We start from the raw sequence: 13,833 nt of genomic DNA, 5'->3' as shown, positions 1-13,833 counted from the left end.
TAGGATCGCGGACAAAATAATCATCGCAAATTTGTGGTTATTTTAAATGTCGGAGAGGGGAATGCGATTACAAAATGGTCAATCACTTGTCAGCCGTGTGCGCCGACAAGTGATTGTGTGATTAAGCTTGAAGGGCAGCGGCGTGGTGAGCAAAATGGTCAGCGATAAAACTACTGATAAAATAGTAGCTATGGTCATAACCGTCGTGCATACGCAGCGTCATCGGATAATTGGCATCCTTGGCAGCTTGCGCAAAAAGCTCAGGTTTGAGCTGCTCAGCCAAAAACTCATCCCCACTACCTTGGTCAATCAATAGCGGTAATTTTTTGCTATGCGCAGACTGTTTCATCCACGCTAAGCTATCGTAGTTTGCCCAGGTGCTTTGGTCATCGCCTAAGTAAGCGCTAAAGGCTTTTTGTCCCCAAGGCACTTGTGACGGTGCGACGATGGGTGAAAAAGCCGACACGCTGGCATAGCGCTGCGGATTGCGTAGGGCAATTATCAGCGCGCCATGTCCACCCATACTATGACCAAAAATACTGCGCTGGTCACTGGCTGGGAAATGCTGTTCAATTAGATTAGGCAACTCATCGACGATATAATCATACATCTGAAAATGCGTTGCCCAAGGCGCTTGGGTGGCATTCACATAAAAGCCTGCCCCTTGCCCCAAATCATAAGCGCTGTCATCAGGCACATCATTACCGCTAATATCAATACCCCTAGGACTGGTATCGGGTGCTACCACAATCACGTTGTGACGACTGGCATACTCAGCAAACCCAGATTTTTGAATAAAGTTTTGCTCAGTACACGTCAGCCCTGATAGCCAATACAGCACCGCACATTTTTGAACTGTTGTTTCAGTGGTTTTGGCTGCTTCATGGGCGATGGCTTTGGGTGGCAAATAGATGGCAAATTTCATCTCCGTGTGTGTGGTAGCACTGGTATGCTGCCACACTTGTAGGTCACCACCGTGCAATTTATGCGATTCAACTTTTTTCATGGTGAATTTCCCATTCTTTATAATGCCAAGTTTGGTAATGGTTTAGTAATGCAACACTGAACGAATGGACTCACCTTTATGCATCAACTCAAATGCGGTATTGACATCTTCAAGACCCATGGTATGGGTGACAAAAGGTGCCAGTTGGATATCACCGTGCATGGCTTGCTCCACCATACCTGGCAGTTGTGAGCGACCTTTCACCCCACCGAATGCAGAGCCTAACCAGCGGCGACCTGTCACTAGTTGGAACGGACGAGTGGCAATCTCTTGACCTGCGCCAGCGACACCAATAATTACGCTTTGACCCCAACCGCGATGCGCGCATTCAAGTGCCGAGCGCATGACATTGACGTTACCGATACATTCAAAACTGTGATCCACACCCCAACCTGTCATCTCAACAATCACTTGTTGAATGGGTTGGTCATAATCTTTTGGATTGACAAAATCGGTCGCGCCAAACTCACGGGCTAACTCAAATTTGTCGGGGTTGGTATCAACCGCAATAATGCGGCCTGCTTTGGCAAGTTTGGCGCCTTGAATAACAGCAAGCCCAATACCGCCAAGCCCAAACACCGCGACGCTATCGCCTTCTTGTACTTTAGCGGTATTTTTTACCGCACCTAGTCCTGTGGTCACGCCACAACCTAATAGACAGACTTGCTCAGGATTGGCTTTAGGATTGATTTTGGCAAGCGATACGTCAGCAACGACAGTATATTCACTAAACGTTGAGCAGCCCATGTAATGATAAATTGGCTGACCCTGATAGCTAAAACGGGTAGTACCATCAGGCATCACGCCTTTACCTTGGGTGGCACGCACCGCGACGCATAGATTGGTTTTGTCACTTTTACAAAATAAACATTCACCACATTCAGCCGTATACAGCGGAATGACATGATCACCAGGTTGTACACTGGTTACCCCTTCACCGACTGCCATCACAATACCTGCGCCTTCATGACCTAAAACCGCTGGAAAAACCCCCTCAGGGTCATCGCCACTCAAGGTGAATGCGTCCGTATGGCAAACGCCCGTATGAGTAATTTTGACGAGTACTTCACCTTTACGCGGTGGTTCAACGTCGATTTCGACGATTTGTAATGGTTCTCCCGCAGCAAAAGCTACCGCAGCACGCGATTTGATAGGTTTGCTAAAATCTAATGGCGCTGTGGCCGCAGTCATATCTGTCATCGGTTTATCCTTGTTATATTGGTTTTATTAAAAATGCCTTTGGTCGGCATTATAACATAACCAATTATCGCATGATTAAGCTTGAAATTGTAAGCAATTGGGTTTAATTAAATCATCATTAAAATTAAAAATTTGAATTGGATTTTTAAAAATATTTAACAAGAAAATTTTGCCCATACCTTACAAAAAGTCATCGATAAAACGCCCGTTAAAAGAGTAGTGATTATCACGTTGGGTGATTTGCTAGGCGTTAAAGGCAAGTTTGTCAATCTTGGCGTCAAATATGTCAAAAAACTGGTAGCACCTTACCAAATTGACAACAACTATCAGCCGTTACGCTTAAGTCAGGTATTAACAGCTGCTCAAAATTTACCTTATCAACCGCCAAATAAATCACTGGATGATGTTGCCTTTATTCAATACACAGGCGGCACCACAGGCAGGCCCACGTCATTATGCATTTATTGAACAATTGCCCAAAACCGCGGTTGGCAAAATTCAAAAGACTCAATTACGACTGATTGATCAATAGGGCTTTTTACCGCTTTTTACGCCATTTTTCTTTATACAACCGCTTAATACAAGCGCTTAGATAAGCTGGGGCAACCTGATAGACTAGAACAGGCTGGGCATTTGATGGCTAGTGTAAATCACTTGTCACTATTTTATCAACTTTTCAGCCTGTTTTTTCAATCATCACTTTTTTATTCAATGATACTTTTACATTTAACAATCATCCATAGGGTTTTTTAAGCAAACCTATGATTATTAAGCACATTTTTTCAGCCTAACCGACACGGTTTTAAAGGCAGGCATGCCTGATTTTTTATCAAAATCTGTCATCGCAATCAGTGGATTGGCTTCAGGGTAGTACATAGCTAGATTGCCTTTAGGGATTTCATACAAAATGACTTGAAAGCCTGTGACTTTTCGCTCAATACCATCGCCGTATTCACTTTGGATAGTCACCTTATCACCTGCTTTTAAATCCAATCTATCAGCATCATCAGCATTCATAAAAATTACTTGCCGCGTGTCAAAAACGTTGCGATAGCGGTCATCCAACCCATAAATGGTGGTATTGAATTGGTCATGAGAACGGATACTGGTGAGTGTTAATAAATCATCGGGCTGAGCCGTCAATTTATCTGCATAAATCTCGGTTAACGGTGTAAAGAAAAAGGTGGCTTTACCAGATTGGGTCTGCCATTCATAACGGTTGGCAGGATGCGGTAGATGAAAGCCTTGTTTGGTATAGACTTTTTGGTTAAAGTTATCAAAGCCTTCAATGGCTTTAGCAATGTCATTACGAATTCGGTCGTAATCTTCTACATACCAAGCCCAACGAATCGGGCTATGCCTAAGTGTAGCCGCAGCGATACTTGCGATAATCTCAGTTTCAGCGCGCAATTTATGTGAAACAGGCTGACGCGCTCCTTGTGACAACACCACATTACACATGGAATCTTCAATACTAATGTATTGGTTATTGTCGCCTTGCTTATCAATTTCAGTTCGTCCTAAACAAGGTAAAATAATGGCTTCTTTACCATGAATCAAGTGGCTACGATTGAGCTTGGTCTGTATCTGTACCGTTAACTCACAGCCGCGAATACCCGCTTCTGTACGTGCTTTATCGGGGGTTGCCACTGCAAAATTGCCCGCTAGGCTCATAAATACTTTAACCTTGCCTTGTTGCATGGCTTCAAGGGTCTCTACAACGTTATAGCCATGCGCTCTAGGGGACTTAATGCCAAAAACTTTGTCGATTTGATCAAGTAGCTTATCTGAAGGCTTGTCCCATACACCCATGGTACGGTTACCTTGAACATTACTATGCCCACGAATCGGCGCAAGTCCCGTCCCTGTCTTGCCAATATGCCCCATAACCAAGGCTAAATTTGCCAACATATGCACATTGTCCGTACCATGACGATGCTGGGTGATGCCCATACACCATGTTAAAATAGGACGTTTACTCTCTCGATAAAGCTGGGCTAGTTGCTCAATTTGCTGCGCGTCTAACCCTGTAATATGATAAATGGTTTGCCAATCGGTCGCCCTTACCCCTGCAATCATTTCATCAAAGCCTACGGTCTGGGCTTGAATAAAGTCATGATCAAAAATAGTGGCTTTAACGTTATCCCGTGCCTCGCGATCCCAATTATCTAAATGCTTGAGTATGCCCGTCATTAACGCATAGTCTGAGCCAATGTTTAGCTGGAAAAAATAGTGACTAAGTGGCGTGCTACCATTTGTCAGCATTTGGCTTGGGCGTTTTGGATCTTGAAAACGCGTAAGTCCCCGCTCTTTAAGCGGATTAATCACAATGATTTTGCCACCACGCTCAGCGACATTTGCCAATGTTTCTAGCATACGTGGGTGATTGGTACCTGGATTATGCCCAAAACTCCACACGCTGTCACAATGCTCAAAGTCATCCATTACGATGGTTGCTTTACCTAAGCCGATACTATCTTTTAACCCCACACTGCTTGCTTCATGGCACATATTGGAGCAATCTGGCATATTGTTCGTGCCATAGCATTTGGTAAATAACTGATACAAAAACGACGCTTCATTACTGGCTCGACCAGAGGTATAAAAGACAGCTTCATTCGGGTCATCCAATCGATTGAGATGACTGGCAATCAACTGATAAGCAGCTTCCCATTCGATGGGTTCGTACTCATCAGTCGCCGCATTGTACTGCATAGGCTCAGTCAAGCGTCCTTGGTTTTCCAAGAAATAATCACTTTGCGCGAGCAGTTCAGTGACGGTATATTTGGCAAAAAAATCAGCCGTCACAGTTTTTTTGGTGGTTTCAAATGCCGTTGCTTTAGCCCCATTTTCACAAAAATTAATGGGCTTTTTTTTGCCGTTTGGAAATGCACAACTTGGGCACTTAGTGCCAAATGGCTGATTTAGGTCTAATAATGTGATTGGCGCACGGGTCAATGCCTGCTGCTTTCGCATATTACCTTGCACGGCTATCAACGCACCCCAACCCCCAGCTGGCCTAATAAGCGCATCAAGTTTATTATCGGTTTGGTTCAAATCGGTGGTATGAGTCAAACCATGAGGAAGATTGACATAGTCAAAAATTTGATTCGTCAACGTATGGAAGGGTTGCATTAATCGCATGGCGTTTTCCAAAATATTTGAGGAGAGATAAATTAGAAACCTTTGCACGAACAAATAAACAAAAGTTTGTAAAATTGATATAATAAAGTAAAATTAACCAGATAGCGAAAGATACCAATATAGCATGGAAACAAACAGGGCAACTCTCCCTAGCAGACAGTCTCATTAACGCTCACAAAGCCATCAAAGAATTAGATGAACTACATAACCTAATCAACTGGCAAACTATCGAGCAAACCTTACGCCACGTTCATAGCAGTGATCGTGGCGAAAGTGCCTTTCACCCTGTCATCATGTTTAAAATCTTACTACTACAAAAACTCTATAACCTATCCGACCCAGCCATGGAAAAACAACTGGCAAGAGATTTACTATTTCGTCGCTTTGTTGGTCTATCGCTTACCGATAACGTACCCGACCACAGCACCATCTGGCGATACCACAAACACTTAGGTGAACTTTGACTCATTGAACCCTTATTCAACCAAATCAATGAGCAACTAGCCGAGCAAAATATCATCATCAAAGCAGGCAGTGTTAGCATCATTGATGCCAGTATCGTTGAAGCCAAAAACAAACGAGCTAAAAAAGGCAAACATACCGACAATACCCAAGATAACGAAGCTGCATACGTCAGTAAAAAAGACAGCACAGGCAAAGTAAAAACCACCTACGGCTTTAAAATCCATCTTAATTGTGATGAAGACAGCTTTGTCAAAAAGATTCAAACTACCCCAGCCAATGTCCATGATTCACAATGTTTTACCACGCTTTTAACAGGTGATGAATCTGCCGTTTACGCCGACAGTGCGTATAAAAGCCAAGCCCATGACAACTATCTTGCCGAGCATGAACCGCCTATCAACAATCATATCCATGATAGGGCATGGCGTAATACACCACTTACCGAACAACAGAAACGTACCAATACCCAAAAGAGCCAAACCAGAAATACGGTAGAACGGGTATTCGGTCATTTTAAATTATGGGATGAGCAAGGCTCGTCATCTTGGCTTAATGCAATTTCATACCCGTACATTGCTTGCTAGCATTGTGCATAATTTAAAAACTGCCCTAGGTTTGAAGCGAAAATACGGACTACCTTAGGGTTATTGTGTCTGTTGGTTGGCAAAACTAGCCAATAGACGTTAATTTACTGCAATTTAGGAGACTTTTATGCCAATTCGGTGACTTTTTTCGCTTTTTTAACACCAATTCCAGTTTTTAGTTGAGTTTGAAATTGGTGTCGAGAGATAGTCGCTGGTTTGTGCAAAGGTCTCTAACAATTAAAAAACCATGAAAAAATGCCTGTAACTACAGACGTTTTTTCAATTTTGGTAAGCCATTAAGCTAAGCAGGCTGTTTATCAGCTTTAACCACATTGATAAGGTTATCAACCACCTCTGGTTCTGCCAAGGTTGAAGTATCGCCTAAACCTTCAAATTCATGCGCGGCAAGTTTACGCAGAATACGGCGCATGATTTTACCGGAGCGCGTTTTTGGTAATGCTTCGACCAAGTAGAGCGAGTCTAAGTTGGCGATTGGACCAATCTCACCACGGACATGACGGTTGATTTCACCTTTAAGCATTTCGCTTGGCTCTTCGCCCGATTTTAAGATGACGTAAGCGGCAACGCCTTGACCTTTAAGCTCATGCGGCATACCGACAATAGCCGCTTCAGCGACGGAAGGATGCGATACTAACGCACTTTCAATCTCTGCCGTACCTAGGCGGTGACCAGAGACGTTTAAGACATCATCCACACGACCTGTGATCCAATAATGACCGTCTTCATCACGCAGGGCACCATCGCCTGTGAAGTAAGCGCCTGGATAGGTGCTAAAGTAAGTTTCTAAGAAGCGTTTATGGTCTCCCCAAATGGTACGCATTTGACCTGGCCAACTGTCTTTGATGATTAAGTTGCCTTCGGCAGCACCCGTTAATTCAGCACCTTCGGCATCGACAATCGCTGGCATGACGCCATACAGCGGATTCATCGCAGAGCCTGGTTTAAGATCAACCGTATTGGGGATTGGCGTCATCAAAATACCCCCGGTTTCAGTTTGCCACCAAGTATCGACAATCGGACAACGTCCTTCGCCCACCACGTTATAGTACCAGTTCCAAGCTTCAGGATTGATAGGTTCACCCACCGAGCCCAACAGACGTAAGCTGGAACGGTTTGATTTACGGACGTAATCATCGCCTTCTTTCATCATCGCGCGAATGGCGGTTGGCGCAGTATACAAGATGGTAACGTCATGCTTGTCAACGATATGACCGATACGCGCCCAATCTGGGTACTGCGGCACTCCTTCAAACATCACGGTCGTTGTGCCGTTGGCAAGCGGTCCATATACCACATAGGTGTGACCTGTGACCCAGCCCACATCGGCGGTACACCAAAATACGTCATTGTCTTTGATATCAAACACGTCACGGAAGGTGGATAACGCATAGGTCAAATAACCACCGGTGGTATGTACCACGCCTTTAGGCTTGCCAGTTGAGCCTGAAGTATAAAGTAAAAATAGCGGGTCTTCGGCATTCATTGGTTCTGGTGGACAGTCTTCCGACGCATTGTCGATTAAGTTGTGATACCAAATGTCGCGGCGACCGCTCATTGGGATGGATTCACCGGTACGGTACACCACAATGACCTTTTCAACACATTCGGTGCCGTCATGGTCTAGCGCACGATCCACATTTTGTTTAAGCGGCGTATGTTTACCGCCACGCACAGATTCATCAGCGGTGATGACAATTTTTGATTGGCTATCGATGATACGGCTGGCTAGACTGTCTGCTGAAAACCCGCCAAATACCAATGAGTGAACCGCACCAATCCGCGCACAAGCCAGCATCGCAACCGCCGCTTCAGGAATCATCGGTAAATAAATGGTGACGCGGTCGCCTTTTTTGACGCCTTTACGACGCAGTGCACTACCAAGGCGGCATACTTCTGAATGTAGCTCTTTGTATGAGATGATTTTGTGAAGTGAGGGGTGATCGCCTTCCCAAATAATCGCAGGTTTGTAAGGGTTTTCAGCGACATGACGGTCAAGACAGTTGACCGATAGATTAAGCTCACCATCTTCAAACCATTTAATGCTAAAATTGTTTAGATCATAATTGACGTTTTTGATTTTGGTGGGTTTTTTTATCCAATCAATCCATTCAGCGCGTTTTGCCCAAAACGCTTCGTTATTTTCCACAGACTCTTGATAGGTTTCGGCGTATTTTTGGGGAGTGGTATTGGCTTTAGCAGCAAATTCAGCGCTATGAGGGTAGCTCTTCATAAAACATTCCTTGTTATGACTCGTAGGTTGGTGGGGTAATACTCTAAATGGCTACGAACTGAAAAACGGCTCAAATAGGTAGCGGGCATAACTTAAAAAACAACATTTTCACGTTGATAAGCTAACATTGACAAGCTGGCAGTAACACGGGCTATCAACAGAGCGATGAAACGAGCCATCAATAAACGTCCGCTCACTATGAAAATGCAATACAATCTAATCCTTGATTCTAGAGTGCCTTTTCCTTAGTTTGGCAAAAAATCACAAATTTTGCAATGTTACTCAGGATATTTTAAGGATATTTTTTTGGATCTTGGGCAAATATCCTTATTGTAAGCGGATTCTCATTTGGTCTTTTACTTGATAAATAGCGGTCATCATGCAGCAACAACATACTTCATCAAATACTTCACCAAAGATTGACACGGTTCAAAATCACACTGGGTCAACAAACGCACCGTCCACGTTGGCGTATGATGTCATCATCATCGGGGCAGGGGCATCAGGACTATTTTGTGCATTGACAGCGGGCAAGCGCGGACGGCGTGTACTGGTGGTAGATCATGCCAATAAAGCGGGCAAGAAAATCCTTATGAGTGGCGGTGGGCGCTGTAATTTTACCAACTATGACATTGAGCCCAAACATTATTTAAGTAACAATCCGCACTTTTGCAAATCAGCATTGTCACGCTATTTAAATTGGGATTTTATTGGCATGGTTAGCGAGTATCATATTCCCTATCATGAGCGTGAGCATGGGCAACTGTTTTGTGATACCTCTGCCAATGATATTTTGCAAATGCTACTGAACGAATGCCGTGCCAATCAAGTAACTATTCAACTAAAAACTACCATCCAGCAAATCCAAGCGTTACCCGACAATACGGGGTTTGTTTTAACTGCCAATCAATCAGCTAGTCAACAGGCTAATCAAGCAGCCCATCAAAAAAGTAGCGAGCAAACCTTAACTTGTCAATCGTTGGTAGTCGCCACAGGCGGGCTGTCAATTCCGACCATGGGTGCGACAGGATTTGGTTACCAAGTAGCGCAGCAATTTGGGCATACCATCGTGCCAACATCGGCAGGACTCGTACCCTTTACCTTTACCGATAAGATTGGCGATGCGATTAAATCGTTATCGGGGGTTAGTTTTGAGGTCATTGCCTTTAACGAGCGCATCAGTTTTAGGTTGCCCGTGCTATTTACCCATCGCGGTTTATCCGGGCCTGCGATGTTACAGCTATCGAATTATTGGCACGTGGGCGAGCCGATTTTTATCAATTTGTTCCCAAGCCTTGATATGGCAGTATTTTTAGCCGAACAAAAAAAACAGCACCCAAAACAGCTGATCAGAACCGTGCTAAACGACCAGATAGGCGCGGCCGCGCTACCTAAAAAAGTGATGGCTACTTTGCAAAATTTATTGTGGCAAGACATGGCTGAGACTGAGCTTGCCAATATCAAAGACGAGAAGTTAACGCAGCTTGGTGAGCAGCTCAATGCTTGGCGTTTGACGCCATCAGGCACTGAAGGCTATCGTACAGCTGAAGTCACACGCGGCGGCGTTGCTACTGATAAAGTCTCCTCAAAAACTATGCAAAGTCAGTTACAACCGAATTTGTATTTTATCGGAGAAGTGCTTGATGTTACTGGTTGGCTAGGTGGCTACAATTTCCAGTGGGCTTGGGCAAGCGGGTTTGTGGCTGGCGAAGTGGTTTAGGTATAAAATGGTTTAGATTTGAAGCGGATTAAGTATTGATAAACCTAAAAAAATGGTTAAAAAAGGCATCAGTGAAATGCCTTTTTTAGTTTAACCGATTTATTTTAACGCATTTACTTTAATCAAGTTTGGTGGGTGTTTAGTGCTGGCGAGCAACCGGTTGTTGCAGTGCTTGAGGCAACTCAAGAATGGTCAGATTACTGGCGGCAATATCATCGGGACGCCCGACGACCAAAGCTTCAAAACCTGTGTCAGTAGCAATGCTATTGACCACATCGACACTGCCAATTTTTTCACCTGGGTTAGGTATATCACCGGTACCTGCTACGCGGTGGAGCCAAGCTTTCGGGCTGGCCTTAAAATATAACCGCGCAATGATTTCTTGGCCTAAATAACAGCCTTTATCGTAGTCAACGCCGCCGTGTTGGTGTAAACGCAACTCCTGGGGTTGCCACAAGCCTGCGGTGGCTTTGACAATCCAGTAATTGCCTGTAGCGATGCTCGCTTTTTGCCATGCTTTGCGGTTAGCGTCGGTGTCAGAGCCATTCTCTGATTCGCTAAAACTAGGTAACCCATTGTTAACAACCGCAAAAATATCACGTGGGTTTGATAGGGTGAGTTTTGAGAACGCCGCATATTTTTTGATATGGTTGGCAAACTCATCGGCACAGTCTTGACTGATGACGATTTGGTAAGCGTCATCCGCTATTTTTCTAATCCAAATACCCAGTGCAACGCGCCCTTTGAGATTACTAATCGCGGTCGCTTGGAATTGGTCGCTGAGTTTGGTGACGTTGCAGGTTAATTGTCCTTGCAAGAATTTTTGGGCATCGGTGCCGGTTATATCAAAGACGACGAAATCTGTCATGGTGGCTCTCTTTTTATTTGCTAAAAAAATTATAATCAAAGTTTTGCACAATTGAGCTCGGACTGCAATCATGCTTTATTGGGTTATGCTTGACTAAGTACTGTTACTAGGTCATTTGTCAGAGGGTTTGTCTGTGCTGGCTGATTACTATTATTGGGGTGACTTATCGCGTACAATACATCATTTAACGACTGTTAAATTTTTTCTAAGATAATTGAGCGCGTGCTATGAGTTTACCTGCCTGTCCCCCATGCCCCAAGTGTAAAGAAAATTATACGTACCAAGATGGTGATTTACTGATTTGCCCGATGTGTGGCTTTGAAGCAGAACAGCAGGCATGGCAAGCGGGCGAAACCGAAGCAGCCAGCGAACAAGTTATTAAAGATGCCGTCGGCAATGTGTTACAAGATGGGGATAGTGTGACGGTTATTAAAGACTTAAAAGTCAAAGGCGCAAGCACGCCCATTAAAGTTGGCACCAAAGTCAAATCCATTCGCCTGCTCCATGATGCGCCCGATGATCATGATATTGATTGTAAAATTGACGGTTTTGGCGCCATGAAACTCAAATCCAGCGTCGTCAAAAAAGCTTAGTTTGGGGAAGGGTTTAGGCACTATTCGGGGCTTTGTGTTTACAACAGACATTGACACCCAAAGCTTATCTTTTTTTATGACCTCCCAAAAGCTGTCACAATAAATTCAGTAGGTGATTGTAGAAAAATACGTTACAATAAGGCTATTTTTCTACAAATTTAATCATATACTTTTTTGTTAGTAGGTAATTGTGACCGCCTTATCTCATATTCGTAATTTTTCTATTATTGCCCATATTGACCACGGTAAATCCACGCTTGCCGACCGTATTATCCAAATGTGTGGTGGTCTACAAGCACGTGAAATGCAGGCGCAAGTACTTGACTCGATGGATATTGAGCGCGAGCGCGGTATTACCATTAAAGCCCAATCTGTCACGCTGTATTATAACCACCCAAACGGTGACAAATACCAATTTAACTTTATTGATACCCCAGGGCACGTCGATTTTTCGTATGAAGTATCGCGTTCACTGGCGGCTTGTGAAGGCGCTTTACTGGTGGTTGATGCCGCGCAAGGCGTAGAAGCGCAGTCGGTTGCCAACTGTTATACCGCGATTGAGCAAGGTCTTGAAGTATTACCGGTACTCAACAAGATTGACTTACCGCAAGTGGACCCCGAGCGTGTGATTCAAGAAATCGAAGATATTATCGGGATTGAAGCGATGGATGCACCGCGCGTGTCTGCCAAAACAGGCGTGGGCGTGGATGATTTGCTACAAGCGATTGTTGAGCGTATTCCCGCGCCTGAAGGCGACCGTGATGCGCCTTTGCAAGCGTTAATTATTGACTCATGGTTTGACAATTATCTTGGCGTTGTGTCACTGGTACGTGTGCGTCAAGGCACGCTCAAAAAAGACGATAAAATCCATATCAAATCCACCAAAGGCACGCATATTGTGACATCGATTGGGGTATTCACCCCAAAATCGTTTGAGACCAATATCTTAGAAGCCGGTGAAGTGGGCTTTGTGATTGCCGGTATCAAAGACATTGGCGGCGCGCCTGTGGGTGATACCATTACCCTTGCCAAAACCCCAGATGTAGACAGCATACCAGGGTTTAAAAAGGTCAAGCCACAAGTCTATGCCGGTATGTTCCCTGTCGATTCGAGTGACTTTGAGGCGTTTCGTGAAGCGCTACAAAAACTGCAAGTCAATGACGCTGCGTTGTTTTTTGAGCCTGATACCTCTGATGCCCTTGGGTTTGGTTTTCGCTGTGGTTTCTTGGGGATGCTCCATATGGAAATCATCCAAGAACGTCTTGAGCGTGAATACGATTTAGATTTGATTACCACCGCCCCGACCGTTATCTACGAAATCAAAAAACGCAATGGTGAAATTATCCAAATCGATAACCCATCAAAAATGCCTGACCCAGGTCTGATTGATGAGTTTCGTGAGCCGATTGCGCGCTGTCACATTCTGGTGCCACCCGATTATTTGGGTAACGTGATGACATTATGTATCGAGCGTCGTGGTATCCAAGTCGATATGAAGTTCATGGGACAGCAAGTGCAGTTGACCTTTGATATTCCGATGGGTGAAGTGGTCATGGACTTTTTTGACCGCCTAAAATCGGTGTCACGTGGCTTTGCGTCACTAGATTACGGCTTTGAGCGCTTTGAAACAGATAAACTGGTGCGGGTAGATGTACTCATTAATGGCGAAAAAGTTGATGCGCTGGCGATGATTTGCCATGCTGAGCAAGCGCGCTATCGCGGTAATCAGCTGGTTGAAAAAATGAAAGAATTGATTCCGCGTCAAATGTTTGATGTGGCTATTCAAGCGGCGATTGGTAGCCAAATCATTGCTCGCAGTACCGTCAAAGCCATGCGTAAAGACGTACTTGCCAAATGTTATGGCGGTGACGTGTCACGTAAGAAAAAACTACTGTCAAAGCAAAAAGAAGGTAAAAAACGCATGAAGCAAGTGGGGCGTGTTGAGATTCCACAAGAAGCATTTTTGGCGGTATTAAAAGTGGATAATCAGTCGTAGAGGCAA

9 protein-coding genes and 1 pseudogene are annotated in these 13,833 nt (G+C 44.4%); 5 read left to right on the top strand and 5 right to left on the bottom strand.

Translation table 11 applies throughout. The annotated features are described in order from the left end of the window. Positions 1-121: 121 nt before the first annotated feature. Together fghA and ACAM37_RS09730 are read right to left on the bottom strand one after the other, a co-directional pair. Positions 122-1,006: an S-formylglutathione hydrolase gene (gene fghA, locus ACAM37_RS09735; RefSeq protein ID WP_369626113.1), complete on the bottom strand. Its 885-nt coding sequence runs from the start codon at positions 1,004-1,006 to the stop codon at positions 122-124. 42 nt (positions 1,007-1,048) lie between these two features. After that, positions 1,049-2,158 (bottom strand): S-(hydroxymethyl)glutathione dehydrogenase/class III alcohol dehydrogenase, encoded by a 1,110-nt coding sequence (locus tag ACAM37_RS09730; protein ID WP_369626859.1) that lies wholly within the window; start codon positions 2,156-2,158, stop codon positions 1,049-1,051. Positions 2,159-2,425: 267 nt separating this feature from the next. Between ACAM37_RS09730 and ACAM37_RS09725 the strand changes: the two genes are divergently transcribed. Then, the gene (locus tag ACAM37_RS09725; protein WP_007115126.1) at positions 2,426-2,674 is read left to right on the top strand and encodes an AMP-binding protein; all 249 of its coding nucleotides are present in this window, start codon (positions 2,426-2,428) and stop codon (positions 2,672-2,674) included. A gap of 300 nt (positions 2,675-2,974) precedes the next feature. Here the strand turns inward: ACAM37_RS09725 and ACAM37_RS09720 are convergent, their stop codons facing one another. After that, positions 2,975-5,350 carry an FdhF/YdeP family oxidoreductase gene (locus ACAM37_RS09720; protein ID WP_369626112.1) on the bottom strand — a complete coding sequence of 792 codons (2,376 nt, stop codon included), beginning with the start codon at positions 5,348-5,350 and terminating at the stop codon, positions 2,975-2,977. Positions 5,351-5,469: 119 nt separating this feature from the next. Between ACAM37_RS09720 and ACAM37_RS09715 the strand changes: the two are divergent. Further along, a pseudogene (locus ACAM37_RS09715) lies at positions 5,470-6,457 on the top strand (IS5 family transposase). 243 nt (positions 6,458-6,700) lie between these two features. Here ACAM37_RS09715 and acs read toward each other — a convergent pair. Continuing rightward, on the bottom strand, positions 6,701-8,650 hold the full coding sequence (gene acs / locus ACAM37_RS09710; protein WP_368891823.1) for an acetate--CoA ligase: 1,950 nt from the start codon (positions 8,648-8,650) through the stop codon (positions 6,701-6,703). A gap of 379 nt (positions 8,651-9,029) precedes the next feature. Here acs and ACAM37_RS09705 point away from each other — a divergent pair, with 379 nt between their 5' ends. Beyond that, positions 9,030-10,370 carry a BaiN/RdsA family NAD(P)/FAD-dependent oxidoreductase gene (locus tag ACAM37_RS09705; RefSeq protein WP_369626111.1) on the top strand — a complete coding sequence of 447 codons (1,341 nt, stop codon included), beginning with the start codon at positions 9,030-9,032 and terminating at the stop codon, positions 10,368-10,370. 139 nt (positions 10,371-10,509) lie between these two features. On the opposite strand, the gene ygfZ is transcribed toward ACAM37_RS09705, so the two are convergent. Continuing rightward, a complete protein-coding gene (gene ygfZ / locus ACAM37_RS09700) occupies positions 10,510-11,238 on the bottom strand; it encodes a CAF17-like 4Fe-4S cluster assembly/insertion protein YgfZ (protein ID WP_095356708.1) in 729 nt (242 codons plus the stop codon). Positions 11,239-11,465: 227 nt separating this feature from the next. On the opposite strand from ygfZ, the gene ACAM37_RS09695 reads away from it, so the two are divergent. Together ACAM37_RS09695 and lepA are read left to right on the top strand one after the other, a co-directional pair. Beyond that, positions 11,466-11,831, top strand: coding sequence for a zinc ribbon domain-containing protein YjdM (locus tag ACAM37_RS09695; RefSeq protein WP_100274163.1), 366 nt, complete (start codon positions 11,466-11,468; stop codon positions 11,829-11,831). A gap of 190 nt (positions 11,832-12,021) precedes the next feature. Continuing rightward, positions 12,022-13,827 carry a translation elongation factor 4 gene (gene lepA / locus ACAM37_RS09690; RefSeq protein WP_065253830.1) on the top strand — a complete coding sequence of 602 codons (1,806 nt, stop codon included), beginning with the start codon at positions 12,022-12,024 and terminating at the stop codon, positions 13,825-13,827. Positions 13,828-13,833: the final 6 nt, after the last annotated feature.

Source organism: Moraxella sp. K23, assembly GCF_041154765.1.
GTDB classification, from domain to species: Bacteria; Pseudomonadota; Gammaproteobacteria; order Pseudomonadales; family Moraxellaceae; genus Faucicola; species Faucicola tetraodonis.
This window is presented reverse-complemented; position numbering and strand designations above follow the sequence as displayed.

Coding starts and splice junctions, on each gene's coding strand:
- fghA (WP_369626113.1), bottom strand. CDS start 1,006: ATGAAAAAAGTTGAATCGCATAAATTGCACGGTGGTGACCTACAAGTG.
- ACAM37_RS09720 (WP_369626112.1), bottom strand. CDS start 5,350: ATGCGATTAATGCAACCCTTCCATACGTTGACGAATCAAATTTTTGAC.
- acs (WP_368891823.1), bottom strand. CDS start 8,650: ATGAAGAGCTACCCTCATAGCGCTGAATTTGCTGCTAAAGCCAATACC.
- ACAM37_RS09705 (WP_369626111.1), top strand. CDS start 9,030: ATGCAGCAACAACATACTTCATCAAATACTTCACCAAAGATTGACACG.
- ygfZ (WP_095356708.1), bottom strand. CDS start 11,238: ATGACAGATTTCGTCGTCTTTGATATAACCGGCACCGATGCCCAAAAA.
- ACAM37_RS09695 (WP_100274163.1), top strand. CDS start 11,466: ATGAGTTTACCTGCCTGTCCCCCATGCCCCAAGTGTAAAGAAAATTAT.